Source organism: Streptomyces sp. NPDC096105, from assembly GCF_044763335.1.
In the GTDB taxonomy this organism is placed as follows: Bacteria; Actinomycetota; Actinomycetes; order Streptomycetales; family Streptomycetaceae; genus Streptomyces.
On the sequence record NZ_JBIWGC010000008.1, the window covers coordinates 91045 to 107057 of the forward strand.

12 protein-coding genes are annotated in these 16013 nt (G+C 72.0%); 6 read left to right on the forward strand and 6 right to left on the reverse strand.

The window, feature by feature from the left end:
* Positions 1-96: 96 nt before the first annotated feature.
* Positions 97-888, forward strand: a complete 792-nt coding sequence (locus ACIQ8B_RS15480; RefSeq protein WP_403547460.1) for an aldo/keto reductase — start codon at positions 97-99, stop codon at positions 886-888.
* Between the two features lie 115 nt (positions 889-1003).
* Here the strand turns inward: ACIQ8B_RS15480 and ACIQ8B_RS15485 are convergent, their stop codons facing one another.
* Positions 1004-1927: a class I SAM-dependent methyltransferase gene (locus ACIQ8B_RS15485; protein ID WP_403547223.1), complete on the reverse strand. Its 924-nt coding sequence runs from the start codon at positions 1925-1927 to the stop codon at positions 1004-1006.
* Positions 1928-2077: 150 nt separating this feature from the next.
* A complete protein-coding gene (locus tag ACIQ8B_RS15490) occupies positions 2078-3796 on the reverse strand; it encodes a glycoside hydrolase family 6 protein (protein WP_403547225.1) in 1719 nt (572 codons plus the stop codon).
* A gap of 494 nt (positions 3797-4290) precedes the next feature.
* Here ACIQ8B_RS15490 and ACIQ8B_RS15495 point away from each other — a divergent pair, with 494 nt between their 5' ends.
* The 3 genes from ACIQ8B_RS15495 (at position 4291) to ACIQ8B_RS15505 (ending at position 10652) form a co-directional block, all read left to right on the forward strand.
* Positions 4291-7206, forward strand: a complete 2916-nt coding sequence (locus ACIQ8B_RS15495) for a glycoside hydrolase family 48 protein (protein ID WP_403547227.1) — start codon at positions 4291-4293, stop codon at positions 7204-7206.
* 137 nt (positions 7207-7343) lie between these two features.
* On the forward strand, positions 7344-10001 hold the full coding sequence (locus ACIQ8B_RS15500; RefSeq protein WP_403547229.1) for a cellulose binding domain-containing protein: 2658 nt from the start codon (positions 7344-7346) through the stop codon (positions 9999-10001).
* A 57-nt stretch (positions 10002-10058) separates the two neighbouring features.
* Complete coding sequence (locus ACIQ8B_RS15505) at positions 10059-10652, forward strand: chloramphenicol phosphotransferase CPT family protein (RefSeq protein WP_403547231.1); 594 nt, start codon at positions 10059-10061, stop codon at positions 10650-10652.
* Here the strand turns inward: ACIQ8B_RS15505 and ACIQ8B_RS15510 are convergent.
* Positions 10621-11364 (reverse strand): class I SAM-dependent methyltransferase, encoded by a 744-nt coding sequence (locus tag ACIQ8B_RS15510; RefSeq protein WP_403547233.1) that lies wholly within the window; start codon positions 11362-11364, stop codon positions 10621-10623. The two genes, ACIQ8B_RS15505 and ACIQ8B_RS15510, sit on opposite strands and share 32 nt — an antisense overlap.
* Before the next feature lie 5 nt (positions 11365-11369).
* Positions 11370-11675, reverse strand: a complete 306-nt coding sequence (locus ACIQ8B_RS15515) for a 4a-hydroxytetrahydrobiopterin dehydratase (protein WP_403547235.1) — start codon at positions 11673-11675, stop codon at positions 11370-11372.
* Positions 11676-11797: 122 nt separating this feature from the next.
* Between ACIQ8B_RS15515 and ACIQ8B_RS15520 the strand changes: the two genes are divergently transcribed.
* A complete protein-coding gene (locus tag ACIQ8B_RS15520) occupies positions 11798-12616 on the forward strand; it encodes a helix-turn-helix domain-containing protein (RefSeq protein ID WP_403547237.1) in 819 nt (272 codons plus the stop codon).
* Here the strand turns inward: ACIQ8B_RS15520 and ACIQ8B_RS15525 are convergent.
* Positions 12598-13023: a hypothetical protein gene (locus tag ACIQ8B_RS15525; RefSeq protein ID WP_403547239.1), complete on the reverse strand. Its 426-nt coding sequence runs from the start codon at positions 13021-13023 to the stop codon at positions 12598-12600. The two genes, ACIQ8B_RS15520 and ACIQ8B_RS15525, sit on opposite strands and share 19 nt — an antisense overlap.
* 193 nt (positions 13024-13216) lie before the next feature.
* Here ACIQ8B_RS15525 and ACIQ8B_RS15530 point away from each other — a divergent pair, with 193 nt between their 5' ends.
* Positions 13217-14080 carry a helix-turn-helix domain-containing protein gene (locus tag ACIQ8B_RS15530; protein ID WP_403547241.1) on the forward strand — a complete coding sequence of 288 codons (864 nt, stop codon included), beginning with the start codon at positions 13217-13219 and terminating at the stop codon, positions 14078-14080.
* A gap of 13 nt (positions 14081-14093) precedes the next feature.
* Here ACIQ8B_RS15530 and dnaK read toward each other — a convergent pair whose 3' ends face one another.
* Positions 14094-15983 (reverse strand): molecular chaperone DnaK, encoded by a 1890-nt coding sequence (gene dnaK / locus ACIQ8B_RS15535; protein WP_403547243.1) that lies wholly within the window; start codon positions 15981-15983, stop codon positions 14094-14096.
* Positions 15984-16013 lie beyond the last annotated feature (30 nt).

Genomic DNA, 16013 nt, shown 5'->3' on the forward strand with positions numbered 1-16013 from the left:
GTGATCGTTGACGATGGAGGTATCACCTGACCACAACCTAAGGATCGAGAGCTCGTGAGCAAGGTCCCCCCGATCACCCTGAACAACGGCGTCGAGATGCCCCAGTTGGGGTTCGGCGTCTGGCAGGTACCGGACGCGGAGGCCGAGACGGCCGTGGCGGCGGCGCTGGAGGCCGGCTACCGCAGCATCGACACGGCGGCGGCCTACGGCAACGAGGAGGGCACCGGCAAGGCCATCGCGCGGTCGGGCGTCCCCCGTGAGGACATCTTCGTCACCACCAAGCTGTGGAACAGCGACCAAGGGTACGACTCCACCCTCAAGGCCTTCGACACGTCGCTGGCGAAGCTCGGCCTCGACTACGTCGACCTGTACCTCATCCACTGGCCGACCCCGGCCCGGGACCTGTACGTCGACACGTACAAGGCGTTCGAGAAGCTGCTGTCGGACGGACGGGTGCGCGCGATCGGCGTGTCCAACTTCCTGCCGGAGCACCTGGAGCGGCTGACCGGGGAGACGTCGGTCGTCCCGGCGGTCAACCAGATCGAGCTGCACCCGCATCTGCAGCAGGCCGCCGCGCGGGAGTGGCACGCGGAGCGGGGCATCGCCACCGAGGCCTACTCCCCGCTCGGCTCCGGCAAGGGCGTCCTGGAGATCCCGGCGATCGTGGCCATCGCCCAGAAGCACCACCGCACCCCCGCCCAGGTGGTGCTGCGCTGGCACCTGCAGCTGGGCAACGTCGTCATCCCCAAGTCGGTGACGCCGTCCCGCATCAAGGAGAACATCGACGTCTTCGGGTTCACCCTGGACGCCGAGGACCTGGCGGCGATCAGCGCGCTGAACGAGGACCGTCGGGTGGGTCTGAACCCCGCGGAGTTCAACAGCGCCTGACGGCGCACCACGCCGGTGGCCGGCCCCCGTTCCGACGGGTGGCCGGCCACCGGCGTGTCCGGGCGGGCCGGCCGGGCCGCCCCGCCGGCCGGACGACGGCGGTCACGTCGAGGTGTCACACCGGCCGTACCCCCGTGTGGACCGTGTGGGCCGCCAGGACGAAGACGTCGGGGCGGTGGTGGACGCTCGCCGGGTCACCGGGGTCGACGAGACGGTCGAGGGTGGCGCGGTCGTCGGCGTCCAGGTGCTCGCCGACCATGTCGCGGGTGCGGGTGAGGGAGTCGACCACGTGGGCGCGGGCGCGGTCCGGCAGCGGGGCCGGGAGGTCGAGGAGGAAGGTGCGCGAGCGGGTGTGGTGCAGGCCGGCCGCGGTGAGCAGGGCGGGCCAGTCCTCCACCTGGGCCACCGAGCCGGGCAGTTCCTCGCGCATGCGCGTGAACCGCTCCTCCTCCACGGCGTCGACGCGTGCCTGGAGGCCGGGGCGGCCGAAGCCGATGTCGCGGGGCAGGAAGCGGGCGGGCAGTCCGCCCTCCAGTACGGCCAGCGTGCCGCCGGGCGCGAGCCGCTCGGCGCAGGCCGCGAGCGCCGCGCCCTGGTCGCCGAGGTGGTGGATGCTGCGGCTGGCCCACAGCAGGTCGGCCGGGTAGTCCAGCTCGGCCAGCACCCCGGGCAGGTCGCCGGTCAAGGTGTCGAAGCGGTCGCCGGCGCCGAGGCGTCCGACGCGGGCGCGGGCCCGCTCCAGCAGCGCTTCGGAGCCGTCGACGGCCACGATGCGGGCGCCCGGGAAGGTCTCGGCGAACAGGCCGGAGATCACGCCGGGGCCGCTGCCGGCGTCCACGATCAGGCCCGGTTCGGTGACCTCCTCGGCCAGCCAGGCCAGGGCCCGCTCGTACAGCGGGGTGAACACTTCCGCCTCGCTCTCCAGCAGGGGCGCCAGCTCGGCCCAGTCCAGGTGTTCGTGATCGTGGCCGTGGTGTCCGTGCCCGTTCTCGTGACGGTGCTCGCCGTCGTGACCGGGTGCGTGGTGGTGGTGCGCCATGGTGGTCAGCCTCTCCGCTCGGATGCGGTCAGCGTGCGACGACCCACCGGGACGGGGCAAACCATGTTGCCGGTACAGCAAAACGACGGAGCGGTCCGCCGGACCCGGGGCCCCTGAGGGGTCCGGGCCCGGCGGACGCGGGTCAGCCCGTCACGACAGCGGCGGGTAGGCGTTCTTCATCAGCTCCTGGAACTGGGCGGAGAACCAGTGCCCGGAGATCGGGGCGTTCGGAAGGGCGCCCGACATGTTGTTGTCGTTCCGCGGGTTGCCCCCGTAGGTCGGGTCGCACATCCGGTCGAAGCCCTTGCCCTCGTCGTTGTCGATCACCTTGCTCGCACCGTCGGACTCCCCCGGGGGCTTGATCCACACGTAGGCGTCGATCCCGGGCTCCGGGGACGCCTGGGGCCGCTCGCCCAGGCCGGCTCCGGCCTGGTTGCACCAGTTGCCCGTGTTGTACCGGCGGTCGTAACGGCCGCCGTCGACGTAGGTGTCCACGTCGGTCGTGGCGCCGGGTCCGGTGGGCCGGTTCGCACCGCCCCAGCCGTTGCGGGAGGTGTCGATCAGCATGCCGATCTTCGAGTCGAAGCCGAGCGAGACCAGTTCCTGACGCAGGGCCTGGGCGTACGACAGCTCGTCGACGTAGCGGTTCCAGCTGACCCACTTCGACTCGCGCACGGACTTGCCGCCCACGTTGTCGGTGATCTTGAAGTGGTCCTCCTTCAGCGCGCTGTAGTTGGCCGTGTTGGCGATGAAGCCGTGCACGTCGGCCACGGTCGCGCCCTCGGCGGTCGAGGCCTGCTTGAACAGCTGCGCGGAGGCGCCGAAGTTGTCGTCCCAGCCCAGCCAGCCGTGGTGGCCCGCGTCCACGTAGTTGTAGACGTTGGGCGCGTCGCCCAGCTTGTTCAGGGCGTAGCCGACGCCCTTCACGTAGTTGCCGTTGGCCTTCATCGTGTCGCAGTTCGGCGTGGCGGTCGCCCGCGGCGACACGTTGGTGACCAGGTTGGGCAGCGAGTCGATCTCGACCACCGTGACGATGCGCAGCGCGGCGTACTTGGGGTCGGAGAGGATCTGTGCGATCGGGTCGATGTACTCGCTCTTGTAGCGGTCGATCTCCGTCGGGCCGAGCTCGCCGTTGGAGGCGAGGGCGGCGCAGTCGCGGCCCGGCAGGTTGTAGATGACCACCTGGAAGACGAGCTCGCCCGAGCCCTTCTGGCGCAGGGCCTCGTTGAGGTGGTCGCGCAGGCCCATCTTGCCGTTCGGTCCCGCGATGGCGGCGATGCGGTCCATCCAGACACCGGTCGGCTGGTTCGCGATGCGGCTGCCGCCCGGCTCGGCGGCGGCGTTCGCGGACCACTCCGGGTTCACGTACACCTTGGCGCCGTCGTACGGGTTGTCGACGCGGTCACCGGGGGGCGGGTCGGTCGGGTCCGGCGGGTCGGTCGGGCCGCCGGAGTCGACGTTGCAGGTCACGCCGTCGAGGGTGAAGGTGGCGGGGACGGCGTTGGTGCCGCTGTAGGTGCCCTGGAAGCCGAAGGTGGCGGAGCCTCCGCCGGCGAGCGTGCCGTTGTACGACTCGTTGGCCGCCGTGACGTTCGCGCCGGACTGGGTGATCCTGGCGTTCCAGCCGCTGGTCACCTTCTGGTTCCCGGCGTAGCTCCACTTCACCGCCCACGACGACTTCGCGGCACCGTGGTTGGTGACCGTCACGGACGCGGTGAAGCCGGTGTTCCACTGGTTCTGCACCGTGTAGTCCACGGTGCAGGGGACGGCGGCCGCGCCGGCGTCGCCCGGGACGGCGGCGATCGCCGACCCGGTGGCGCCGGCGACCAGCGCCATGGCGGCGAGGAGCGCGGTTCTGGTGCGACTCATGGTGCGGGTTTCCTATCCGTAGGGGGCTTTCCTTCGGGGCGCGCGCGGACGTTCGCGCGGCCTGGTGCCTTACGGGGTGGGGGATGCCGTCCCGGCTCCGCACGGGCGGGCCCGTGAGGCCGGCCGGATGTCTCCGGACAGCACGGACGGCACAGAAATCCCACGGTGACGAGCGCCCCGCGTCAGGTGCTCCACACGTGCACGGGGGTGGCTCGAAGTACTGAACGCGGGGGGTGGTTCATCGAGCGACTCCTTGCAGCTCGGACGCGTCGGGACCGACGCGTCGACTGATGGAACCGCTCCCACTGGTGCCCATGAAGCTAGCGCCAAGTGACGGTGAAGAACAGAGGGTGTGCGGACATTGGCACGTCTCACCGTGTCGAATGTTTTCGATTCGCACCAAGGGTTGACCGGTCCACCCCCCGTCCCCACTATGGGAGCGCTCCCACTGGTTCAAGCCTTGACATGTACGAGTCGCAGGAAGGACCAGCACCATGCATCCCCCACCCCGCAGACGCGGTGGCGTGCGACGTCTCTTAGCGGTCGCCGTGACCGCCCTCGCGCTGCCGCTGACGATGCTGTCGACGGGTACCACCCCCGCCCGGGCGGCGGCCGTCCAGTGCAGCGTGGACTACAGGACGAACGACTGGGGGTCGGGCTTCACCGCCGACCTGACCGTCACCAACCGCGGCGCCGACGTCATCGACGGCTGGACCCTGACGTACGACTACACGGGCAACCAGCGCCTGGTGAACGGCTGGAACGGCAGCTGGTCCCAGTCCGGCTCCACCGTCACCGTGAAGAACGCCGGGTACAACGGCCGGATCGCCGCCGGCGCCGCCGTCACCACCGGCGCCCAGTTCTCCTACAGCGGCGCCAACGCCGCGCCCACCTCCTTCTCGGTCAACGGCGCCGCCTGTGCGGGCGCCCACCAGCCGCCGATCGCCGTGCTGACCAGCCCGGAGGCCGGCTCGGTCTACACCCGGGGCGAGACGGTGCCGCTCGCGGCCACCGCCGCCGCGGCCGACCGGGCCACCATCACCAAGGTCGAGTTCTACGACGACACCGAACTGCTCGGGACGGACACCTCCGCGCCGTTCACGCTGTCGGTCGGCGGACTGGCCGTCGGCGCCCACTCCCTGGTGGCGAAGGCGTACGACAGCATGGGCGCCTCCGCCTCCTCCGCCCCGGTCGGCATCACGGTCGCCTCGGGTCCCGCCGTGGTCGCCAGCCCTTCCCAACTGGGCGTGCGCCAGGGTGAGTCGGGCACCTTCGAGGTGAAGCTCTCCAAGCAGCCGAGCGGGAACGTGACCGTCACCACGGCGCGGGCGAGCGGCACCACGGGGCTGTCGGTGTCCTCCGGCGCGAGCCTCACCTTCACCCCGTCGAACTGGAGCACCGCGCAGAGGGTGACCGTCGCCGCCGACTCCTCCGGCACCGGCCAGGCGGTCTTCGAGTCCACCGCGCCCGGCCACGCCAAGGCGGCGGTGACCGTGACCCAGCTGGGCGCGACCAAGTCGTACGAGGCGCGGTTCCTGGAGCTGTACGACAAGATCACCGACCCGGCGAACGGCTACTTCTCCCCCGAGGGCATCCCGTACCACTCGGTCGAGACGCTGATCGTCGAGGCGCCCGACCACGGTCACGAGACCACCTCGGAGGCGTACAGCTACCTGCTGTGGCTGCAGGCGATGTACGGCAGGATCACCGGGGACTGGACGCGGTTCAACGACGCCTGGGAGACGATGGAGCGGTACGCCATCCCGACCGGCGCCGACCAGCCGACCAACTCCTTCTACGACCCCTCGAAGCCGGCCACGTACGCGCCCGAGCACGACACCCCGAACGAGTACCCGTCGCAGCTCGACCCCGGTGTCTCCGTGGGCCGTGACCCGATCGCGGCGGAGCTGAGGTCCGCGTACGGCACCGACCAGGTGTACGGCATGCACTGGATCCAGGACGTGGACAACGTCTACGGCTACGGCAACTCGCCCGGCAAGTGCGAGGCCGGACCGTCGGACACCGGCCCGTCCTACATCAACACCTTCCAGCGCGGCCCGCAGGAGTCGGTGTGGGAGACGGTCACCCAGCCCACCTGTGACGCCTTCAAGTACGGCGGCCCCAACGGCTACCTGGACCTGTTCACCAAGGACGCGTCCTACGCCAAGCAGTGGAAGTTCACCAACGCCCCCGACGCCGACGCGCGTGCGGTGCAGGCGGCGTACTGGGCCGACCTGTGGGCGAAGGAGCAGGGCAAGGGCGGCGAGATCGCCGGGACCGTCGCCAAGGCCGCCAAGATGGGCGACTACCTGCGCTACGCCATGTACGACAAGTACTTCAAGAAGATCGGCAACTGCACCAGCCCGTCCTGCCCGGCCGGCACCGGCAAGGACGCCTCGCACTACCTGCTCTCCTGGTACTACGCCTGGGGCGGCGCCACCGACACCTCGGCCGGCTGGGCCTGGCGCATCGGCTCCAGCCACGCGCACGGCGGATACCAGAACCCGCTCGCCGCGTACGCGCTGGCCAACCACGCGCCCCTGAAGCCGAAGTCGGCGACGGGCGCGGAGGACTGGGGCAAGTCGTTCCAGCGCCAGCTCGAGTTCTACCGCTGGCTGCAGTCCGACGAGGGCGGCATCGCGGGCGGCGCGACCAACAGCTGGGCGGGCCGCTACACCACTCCGCCGGCCGGTACGCCGACCTTCTACGGCATGTACTACGACGAGAAGCCGGTGTACCACGACCCGCCGTCGAACCAGTGGTTCGGCTTCCAGGCGTGGTCGATGGAGCGGGTGGCCGAGGTGTACCACCAGACGGGCAACGCGCTCGCCGAGTCGGTCCTCGAGAAGTGGGTGGACTGGGCGCTGTCCGAGACCACGGTCAACCCGGACGGGACGTTCCGCTTCCCGTCCACGCTGAAGTGGTCCGGCAAGCCCGACACCTGGAACCCGTCGTCGCCGGGCGCCAACAGCGGGCTGCACGTCGAGGTCGTCGACTACACCAACGACGTCGGTGTGGCCGGCGCCTACGCCAAGATCCTGACGTACTACGCCGCCCGCTCCGGTGACACCGAGGCGGCGGACACGGCGAAGGCGCTGCTGGACGGCATGTGGGAGAACCACCAGGACGACCTGGGCATCGCCGTCCCGGAGACCCGCGCCGACTACGAGCGCTTCGACGACCCGGTCCACATCCCGTCCGGCTGGACCGGCACCATGCCGAACGGCGACCGGATCGACTCGTCGTCGACGTTCGTCTCGATCCGCTCCTTCTACAAGGACGACCCGGCCTGGTCGAAGATCGAGAGCTATCTGGAGGGCGGCGCCGCGCCGACCTTCACGTACCACCGGTTCTGGGCCCAGGCGGACATCGCCACGGCCATGGGCGCGTACGCGGAGCTCCTCGAATAGTCCCCGCCGACGCTCCGTGTACCGGCCCCGGCACCTGACGCCGGGGCCACCGGGCCGGGCGGTCCCCTCGCGCACGGGGGGCCGCCCGGCCTCGCACGCTCCGACGCCCCTCCCCCACGAGAGAGGAAACCCCCACCGTGCGAAGAACCCGTGTCCTCACGGCCGTGCTCGCCCTGGCGGCCGGCCTGCTCGCCGGCGGCCCGCCCGCCCTGGCCGCCGACGCCCCGGCCGCCGCTCCCGCCGCCGTCTCCGGGGCCGCCGCCGACACCTACACCTGGCGCAACGCGCGCATCGACGGCGGCGGCTTCGTGCCCGGCATCGTCTTCAACCGCAGCGAACCGGACCTGGCGTACGCCCGCACCGACATCGGCGGCGCCTACCGCTGGCAGGAGTCGACGAAGAGCTGGATCCCCCTGCTGGACTCGGTCGGCTGGGACGACTGGGGCCACACCGGCGTGGTCAGCATCGCCTCGGACGCCGCCGACCCCGACCGGGTGTACGCGGCGGTCGGCACGTACACCAACGACTGGGACCCGGGCAACGGGGCGGTGATGCGCTCCACGGACCGGGGCGCGAGCTGGCGGAAGGCCGCGCTGCCGTTCAAGCTGGGCGGCAACATGCCGGGACGGGGCATGGGGGAACGGCTGGCGGTCGACCCGCACGACAACGACGTGCTGTACCTGGGCGCGCCCAGCGGCCACGGCCTGTGGCGGTCCACCGACGCGGGCGTGACCTGGTCGGAGGTGACGTCCTTCCCCAACCCCGGGAACTACGCGGAGGATCCGGACGACGAGAGCGGGTACGCCTCGGACAACCAGGGCGTCGTCTGGGTGACGTTCGACGAGTCGACGGGGACCGCGGGCACGCCGACGCGGACCGTGTACGTCGGGGTCGCCGACAAGGGGAACGCCGTCTACCGCTCGACGGACGCGGGCGCGACCTGGGAGCGGCTGGCCGGCCAGCCCACCGGCTACCTCGCGCACAAGGGCGTCCTCGACGCGGAGAACGGCCACCTGTATCTCGCGTACAGCGACACGGGCGGCCCCTACGACGGGGGCAAGGGGCGGCTGTACCGGTACGCCACGGCGACCGGCGCCTGGACCGACATCAGCCCGGTCGCGGAGGAGGACACCTACTTCGGCTTCAGCGGGCTGACCGTGGACCGGCAGAACCCGGGCACGGTGATGGCGACGGCGTACAGCTCCTGGTGGCCGGACACGCAGATCTTCCGCTCCACGGACAGCGGCGCCACCTGGACCCAGGCGTGGCGCTACACCGCGTACCCGGAGCGCGAGAACCGCTACGTCATGGACGTCTCCTCGTCGCCGTGGCTGACCTGGGGCGCGAACCCGTCGCCGCCCGAACAGACGCCGAAGCTGGGGTGGATGACGGAGGCGCTGGAGATCGACCCGTTCGACCCGGACCGGATGATGTACGGCACGGGTGCGACCGTCTACGGCACGGAGGAGCTGACGAACTGGGACGACGACACCCCGTTCACCATCCGGCCGATGGTGCGGGGGCTGGAGGAGACCGCGGTCCTCGACCTGGCCTCTCCCCCGTCGGGCGCCCCGCTGCTCAGCGCGCTCGGCGACATCGGCGGCTTCCGGCACACGGACCTGACGAAGGTGCCGTCGATGATGTTCACCCGGCCGAACTTCACCTCGACGACGAGTCTGGACTTCGCCGAGTCGGCCCCGGACGTCGTGGTCCGCGCCGGGCACGTGGACTCCGGCCCGCACATCGCCTTCTCGACCGACAACGGGGCCAGCTGGTTCGCGGGCACCGACCCTTCGGGCGTGAGCGGCGGCGGGACGGTCGCCGCGTCGGCGGACGGCGGCCGCTTCGTGTGGAGCCCGGAGGGCGCGGGCGTGCACCACACCACCGGGTTCGGCACGTCGTGGTCGGCGTCGGAGGGCATCCCGGCCGGGGCGGTCGTGGAGTCGGACCGGGAGGACCCGCGGACCTTCTACGGCTTCAAGTCCGGGCGCTTCTACGTCAGCAGGGACGGCGGGGCGACCTTCGAGGCGTCGCCGGCGACCGGTCTGCCGGCCGGTGACAGCGTGCGGTTCAAGGCGCTGCCCGGCACGGCGGGCGAGGTCTGGCTGGCGGGCGGGGCGAGCGACGGGCCGTACGGGCTGTGGCACTCCACCGACTTCGGGCAGACGTTCGCCAAGCTGCCGGGCGTCGAGGAGGCGGACACCGTCGGCTTCGGCAAGGCGGCGCCGGGCGCGTCGTACCAGACGCTGTTCACCAGCGCGCGGATCGACGGGGTGCGCGGCATCTACCGCTCCACGGACGCGGGGGCGAGCTGGGTACGGGTCAACGACGACGCGCACCAGTGGGGCTGGACCGGTGCGGCCATCACCGGCGACCCGCGGGTGTTCGGCCGGGTCTACGTGGCGACGAACGGCCGCGGTGTCGTGTACGGCGACCTCGCGGACACGGGCGGCGGCACCGGCCCGGAGCCGTCCGGCGCCTGCGAGGTGGCGTACCGGGTCACCAACGCGTGGGGCGACGGCTTCCAGGCGGAGGTCCGGCTGACCAACACCGGCACAGCACCCTGGGACGGCTGGTCGCTGGCCTGGTCCTTCCCGGACAGGCAGCGGATCGCCCAGCTCTGGAACGGCTCGCACACCCAGTCCGGGGCCGCGGTGACGGTCCGCAACGCCGACTGGAACCGCACGGTGGCACCCGGCTCCTCGGTCGCCTTCGGCTTCACCGCGAGCGGACCGGCGGCGAACGCGAGCCCGACGGCGTTCGCGCTGGGCGGGAAGGAATGCGGGGTGCGCTGAAGATCGCCGGCGGGGGAAGATGACCCGGCCCCCGCCGGCGACCCCGAAGGAACCCCGATGCACGGACGGATCATCTTCCTCAACGGCACGTCCAGTTCGGGCAAGTCCAGCATCGCGCGGGAGCTGCTGCGGGTGCTGGACGAACCGTACTTCCACATGCCCGTGGACGCCTTCCACCGCATGCGGACGAGCCGGGAGATCGACGCCGGCCGGCTCCCCGAGGTGCTGCACCGCACCTGGCGGGGGTATCACCGGGCGGTCGCGGGCATGGCAGCGGCGGGGAACAACGTGGTGGTCGATCACGTGCTGAGCGAGGAGTGGCGCCTGGCCGACTGCCTCGGGCTGTTCGACCCGCGGGAGGTGGTCCTGGTCGGCGTGCGCTGCTCCCTGGAGGAGACCGAGCGGCGCGAACGGGAGCGGGGCGACCGCCCGCCGGGTCTCGCCGCCCGGCAGTACGAGCGGGTGCACGCGCACGGCGTCTACGACCTCGAATGCGACACGACCACGACGAGCCCGGCGGACTGCGCCCGCGCGATCGCCGCCTTCCTGCCCCACCGCCCCTCCCCCACCGCCTTCGAACGGCTCCGCGAGCCGGCGGGCCCCGCGCCCGGTGAAGGCGTCACTCCGGCTTGCGGAACGCGTGGAGGGTGAACACCGGGTCCGGGCGGGGGCGGTGCTGGTCGGGGAGGGCGGTGAGGCGGGCGGCGAAGCGGTCCGCGAGGGGGTGGCCGGGCGGGAGGGTGACGAACCAGCCGCGTCGCAGGTCGTCCAGCGTGCGGCGGGGGCTGCGGCCCTGGCCGTGGCCGCGGAAGCGGGCCTCCCCCGCGGGGACCAGTCCGTGCCCGGCCGCGCAGGCCGCGACCGTCGCGGGAGCGTCGGGCACGGGGCTCGGCGGGCGGTCGGCGAGCACGGCGTCGATGTCGCTGCCCACGTTGTGCGAGAGCCCCTTGTGCACGGTGGTGACGTAGACCCCGCCGGGTCTCAGTACGCGCGCGCACTCGGCGACGACGGCGCGCACGTCGGCGGGGTCGGTCAGCAGGTGCAGCAGCCACACGCTGACCACCGCGTCGAACCGCGCGTCCCGGAAGGGCAGCCGGCGGCTGTCGGCCCGCACCACGGCTCCCGGCAGGCGGGCGGCGGCCCGCACGGTCATCGACGTCGACAGGTCCACTCCGGCGACCCGCAGTCCGGGGCGGGACGCGGGGAGCAGCCGGGTCACGATGCCGGTCCCGCAGGCCACGTCCAGCAGGCTCCGCGCCTGCCGCGGGACGAGACTCAGCACGGCCTCGGCGGCGGCCGCCGCGCGGGGTTCGCCGCCGCGCAGGGCGTCGTAGCGCTCCGCTTCCTCGTCGTAGTCCAGCACGCGCCTCAGTGTGCCCCGTGGGCGGGCGCCAGGTCCTCCACCCTGCGGGCGAGCTCGAGGTCCTTCTCGGTGACGACGCCGCCCGCGCTGTGCGTGTGCACGGACAGGGACACGGTGTGGTAGCCGAGGGTGAGGTCGGAGTGGTGGTCCAGCTCGTCCTGCACCCGGGCGACATGGACGACCATGGCCGCCGCCGCGATGTGCGAGTCCAGCCGGTAGGCGCGGGTGAGGCGGTCCCCGTCGAGGGTCCAGCCCGGCAGCTCGGCGAGCCGGGTCTCGATCTCCGTCCGGGACAGCGGTCCGACGGTCATGGGCTGCTCCTTCGCCGGGTCGGCTCTCGTGGCGCGTCCAGGCTGCCACAGAAGGTCCTGCCGTGCCCCGGCCGGACGGCGGGCGGCTCCCCGTACGGCCGTTGTTCGACTACCGTCCTCACATGACCACCGCACCCCCCGACACCGCCTCCCGCACCGAGGGCGTGGGTCCGCTGCTGCGTGCCTGGCGGCAGCGGCGGCGGGTCAGCCAGCTGGAGCTGGCGCTGCGCGCCGATTCCTCCGCCCGGCACATCAGCTTCGTCGAGACCGGCCGCTCCCGGCCCAGCGAGGAGATGGTGCTGCGGCTGGCCGAGCACCTGGACGTGCCCGTGCGGGACCGCAACGCGCTGCTCCTGGCGGCCGGTTACGCGCCCCGCTACCCGGAGACCCCGCTGGACGACCCGGCGCTGGAGGTGGTGCGCACCGGCGTCGAGCGGCTGATCGGCGGGTTCGAGCCGTATCCGGCGCTGGTGGTGGACGCGGCGTACGACGTGGTGGCGGCCAACCGGGGGGTCATGGCGCTGTTCGACGGCGTTCCGGAGTCGCTGCTGACGCCGCCGCTGAACGCGGTGCGGCTCACCCTGCACCCGCAGGGTCTCGCACCCCGGATCCGGAACCTGCGGGAGTGGCGCGGACACCTGCTGGAGCAGATGCGGCGGAACATCGCCCTGCGCCGCTCGGAGCGGCTGCGGGCGCTGTACGACGAGGTGGCGGCGTTCCCGGTGCCGGACACCGCCGGACGGGCGGAGGAACCGGCCGAGCCGGTGGCGTACTTCGCGCTGCCGATGGTGATCGAGCACCGGGGCCGGACGCTGTCGTTCGTGTCGTCCATCTCCACCTTCAACACCCCGATGGACGTGACCGTCGCCGAGCTGGCCGTGGAGACGCTGCTCCCGGCGGACCCGGCGACGGCCGCGTACCTTCAGACCTGGCTGCGCTGAAGCGCCCTCAGCGCCCTGTGCTGCAGCAGGGTGAGGCCCGCCACGGCGAGCGCCTGCAGGACCGTCCACACCGCGCCCGCGGCGGTCGGCGTGAGCCACAGCGCGAGGGCCAGGAAACTCGCCGCCACCCAGGCGAGGTTGGCCTCGACGACGATCCGCGCCCCTGGCGTCGGCGGGTGCGGGCGGACGGCCAGCAGGCCCACGCCGGCCGCGTAGGCGGCGAGGAACGCGCCGACGCCGAGCAGCAGGCCGGAACCGGTCCCGAGGAAGCGGCCGAGCGGTCCGGAGAGGGCGAGGTAGGCGAGGGCGTTGACGCCGGTCACCACGGCGTCGAGGGCCAGCAGGCGGCGCAGCGTCCGCCGCGGTTCCACAGTCCGGGCGGTCACGGTGAGCGGGGTCGCGGACACGGGGCATCATCCTCCGTCGGAAGCGGTGCGGGACTCGGTGCGTCCACGATCCCGTGCGGGCGGGGCCGGGTCGATTACGTGCGGGGTCATGCGGCGGACGCGCGGAAACAGGGCGGTCGCCTGAGGCTCGTGAGAGTCTCGGAGGGACATGACAGGATGAGCGCATGCCCGAGCACGTTGGGGAGGCGTGGCGTTGAGTGAGCGGCGGGCCGCACCCACCGTGGGCCAGGTGGTCCTGGGACGGCGGCTGTACGAGTTGCGGGAGGCCGCGGGCCTCTCGCGGGAGGAGGCCGCCCGGATCCTGCGGGTGGCGCCGGCGACGGTCCGCCGGATGGAGACCGCCGAGGTCGCCCTGAAGATCCCGTACGTGCAGATGCTGCTGGCCGCCTACGGGGTGCCCGACATGGAGGCCGACGCGTTCGTCCAGCTCGCGGAGGAGGCGAACCGTCCGGGCTGGTGGCAGCGGTACGGCGACGTGCTCCCCGAGTGGTTCAGCCTCTACGTGAGCCTGGAGGGCGCCGCGCGGATCATCCGCTCGTACGAGCCGCACTTCGTGCCGGGACTGCTCCAGACGGAGGACTACGCGCGGGCGGTGCTGGAGGCCGGGACCATCGGCACGGCGGGCCCGGAGGCGGTCGAGCGGCACGTGGCGCTGCGCATGGAGCGGCAGCGGCTGCTGGAGCGCCCGGACCCGCCGCACCTGTGGGTGCTCATGGAGGAGACCGTGCTGCGGCGCCCGGTGAGCGGGGACGGCCGGGTGATGCGCGAGCAGCTCGACAAGCTGCTGGAGTACTCCGCCCGGGACCGGGTCACGCTGCAGATCGCCGAGTTCGCGGACGGGCCGCACCCGGGGACCTACGCGCCGTTCTCCCTGTTCCGGTTCGCCGAGCCGGAGCTGCCGGACATGGTGTTCACCGAGTACCTGACCGGCGCGCTGTACCTGGACTCCCGCAAGGAGGTCTCGGTGCACCTGGAGGTGCTGGACCACATGACGGCCTGTGCGTCCTCGGCCCAGCGCACCGAGAAGCTGCTGCGGGAGTGCCGCGAGCACCTGTGAGGCGCCCGCGGGCTCAGGCCGCGCCGTCCCGCCGGCCGCCGGTGTCCTTGTCGTCGTCGACGATCTCGGCGTCGACGACGTCGTCGTCCCCCTGGGACGCGGTGCCGGTGTCCGCGGCGCCGGGACCGGCGGTCCCGCCCTCGGCGGCGCCGGTCCGCGCGTACAGCGCCTGGCCCATCCGCTGGCTGACCGAGGCGACCTTCTCCACGGCGGTGCGCAGCTCGGCGGTGTCGGGCGACTCCTGCTCCAGCAGCCGCTTGACGTCGGCGACGGCCGACTCCACCTCGGACCTGGTGTCGCCGGGGACCTTGTCGCCGTTCTCGTCGAGGAACCTCTCGGTCTGGTAGACGATCTGCTCGGCCTGGTTGCGGGTCTCGGAGGCCTCCCGGCGCCGGCGGTCCTCCTCGGCGTACTGCTCGGCCTCGCGCATCATGCGGTCGATGTCCTCCTTGGGCAGGGCCGAGCCGCCGGTGACGGTCATCTTCTGTTCCTTGCCGGTGCCGAGGTCCTTCGCGGAGACGTGCATGATGCCGTTGGCGTCGATGTCGAACGCCACCTCGATCTGCGGCACCCCGCGCGGCGCCGGGGGCAGGCCGGTCAGGTCGAAGGTGCCGAGCTTCTTGTTGTACGCGGCGATCTCGCGTTCGCCCTGGTAGACCTGGATGCCGACGGAGGGCTGGTTGTCGGCGGCGGTGGTGAAGATCTCCGACCGGCGGGTGGGGATCGTGGTGTTGCGCTCGATCAGCTTGGTCATGATGCCGCCCTTGGTCTCGATGCCGAGGGACAGCGGGGTGACGTCGAGCAGCAGCACGTCCTTCACGTCGCCGCGGATGACACCCGCCTGGAGGGCGGCGCCGAGGGCCACCACCTCGTCGGGGTTGACGCCCTTGTGCGGTTCCTTGCCGGTGAGTTCGCGGACCAGGTCGGTCACGGCGGGCATCCGGGTGGAGCCGCCGACGAGGATGACGTGGTCGACGTCGGCCAGCCGCACCCCGGCGTCCTCCACCGCCTGGTGGAAGGGCTTCTTGCAGCGGTCCAGCAGGTCCGCGGTGAGCTCCTGGAACTGGGCCCGGGTGAGCTTCTCGTCGAGGTGCAGCGGGCCCTCGGCGGAGGCGGTGATGTACGGCAGGTTGACGGTCGTCTCGCTCGACGACGACAGCTCGATCTTCGCCTTCTCGGCGGCTTCCCGCAGCCGCTGCACCGCCATCCTGTCCTGCGCCAGGTCGATGCCGTACTGGTCCTTGAAACGCTTGGCGAGCCAGTCCACGATCCGCTGGTCCCAGTCGTCGCCGCCGAGGTGGGTGTCGCCGTTGGTGGCCTTCACCTCGATGACGCCCTCGCCCATCTCCAGCAGCGACACGTCGAAGGTGCCGCCACCGAGGTCGAATACCAGGACGGTCTGGTCGTTCTCCTTGTCCAGTCCGTACGCGAGCGCCGCGGCCGTGGGCTCGTTGATGATGCGCAGCACGTTGAGCCCGGCGATCTCACCGGCCTCCTTCGTGGCCTGCCGCTGGGTGTCGTCGAAGTAGGCCGGCACGGTGATGACCGCGTCGGTGACGTCCTCGCCGAGGTAGGACTCGGCGTCCCTGCGGAGCTTCTGCAGCACGCGGGAGGACAGTTCCTGCGCCCGGTAGCGGGTGCCGTCGACGGAGCCCTGCTCGGGGAACCGCCACCGGGCGTCGCCCATGTGCCGCTTGACCGAACGGGCGGTGCGGTCGACGTTGGTGACGGCCTGCCGCTTGGCGACCTCCCCGACGAGCACCTCGCCGTTCTTGGCGAAGGCCACGACCGAGGGGGTGGTGCGGGCGCCCTCCGCGTTGGCGATGACGGTGGGCTCACCGCCTTCGAGCACGGCGACCACCGAGTTCGTGGTTCCCAGGTCGATTCCGACGGCACGTCCCATCGCTGTAACCCCTTCCGCCAGGCTCCACTC

Bases quoted from the DNA above. Each gene is read 5' to 3' on its own strand.
- ACIQ8B_RS15480 (WP_403547460.1), top strand. From the start codon at position 97: ATGCCCCAGTTGGGGTTCGGCGTCTGGCAGGTACCGGACGCGGAGGCC.
- ACIQ8B_RS15485 (WP_403547223.1), bottom strand. From the start codon at position 1,927: ATGGCGCACCACCACCACGCACCCGGTCACGACGGCGAGCACCGTCAC.
- ACIQ8B_RS15490 (WP_403547225.1), bottom strand. From the start codon at position 3,796: ATGAGTCGCACCAGAACCGCGCTCCTCGCCGCCATGGCGCTGGTCGCC.
- ACIQ8B_RS15495 (WP_403547227.1), top strand. From the start codon at position 4,291: ATGCATCCCCCACCCCGCAGACGCGGTGGCGTGCGACGTCTCTTAGCG.
- ACIQ8B_RS15505 (WP_403547231.1), top strand. From the start codon at position 10,059: ATGCACGGACGGATCATCTTCCTCAACGGCACGTCCAGTTCGGGCAAG.
- ACIQ8B_RS15515 (WP_403547235.1), bottom strand. From the start codon at position 11,675: ATGACCGTCGGACCGCTGTCCCGGACGGAGATCGAGACCCGGCTCGCC.
- ACIQ8B_RS15520 (WP_403547237.1), top strand. From the start codon at position 11,798: ATGACCACCGCACCCCCCGACACCGCCTCCCGCACCGAGGGCGTGGGT.
- dnaK (WP_403547243.1), bottom strand. From the start codon at position 15,983: ATGGGACGTGCCGTCGGAATCGACCTGGGAACCACGAACTCGGTGGTC.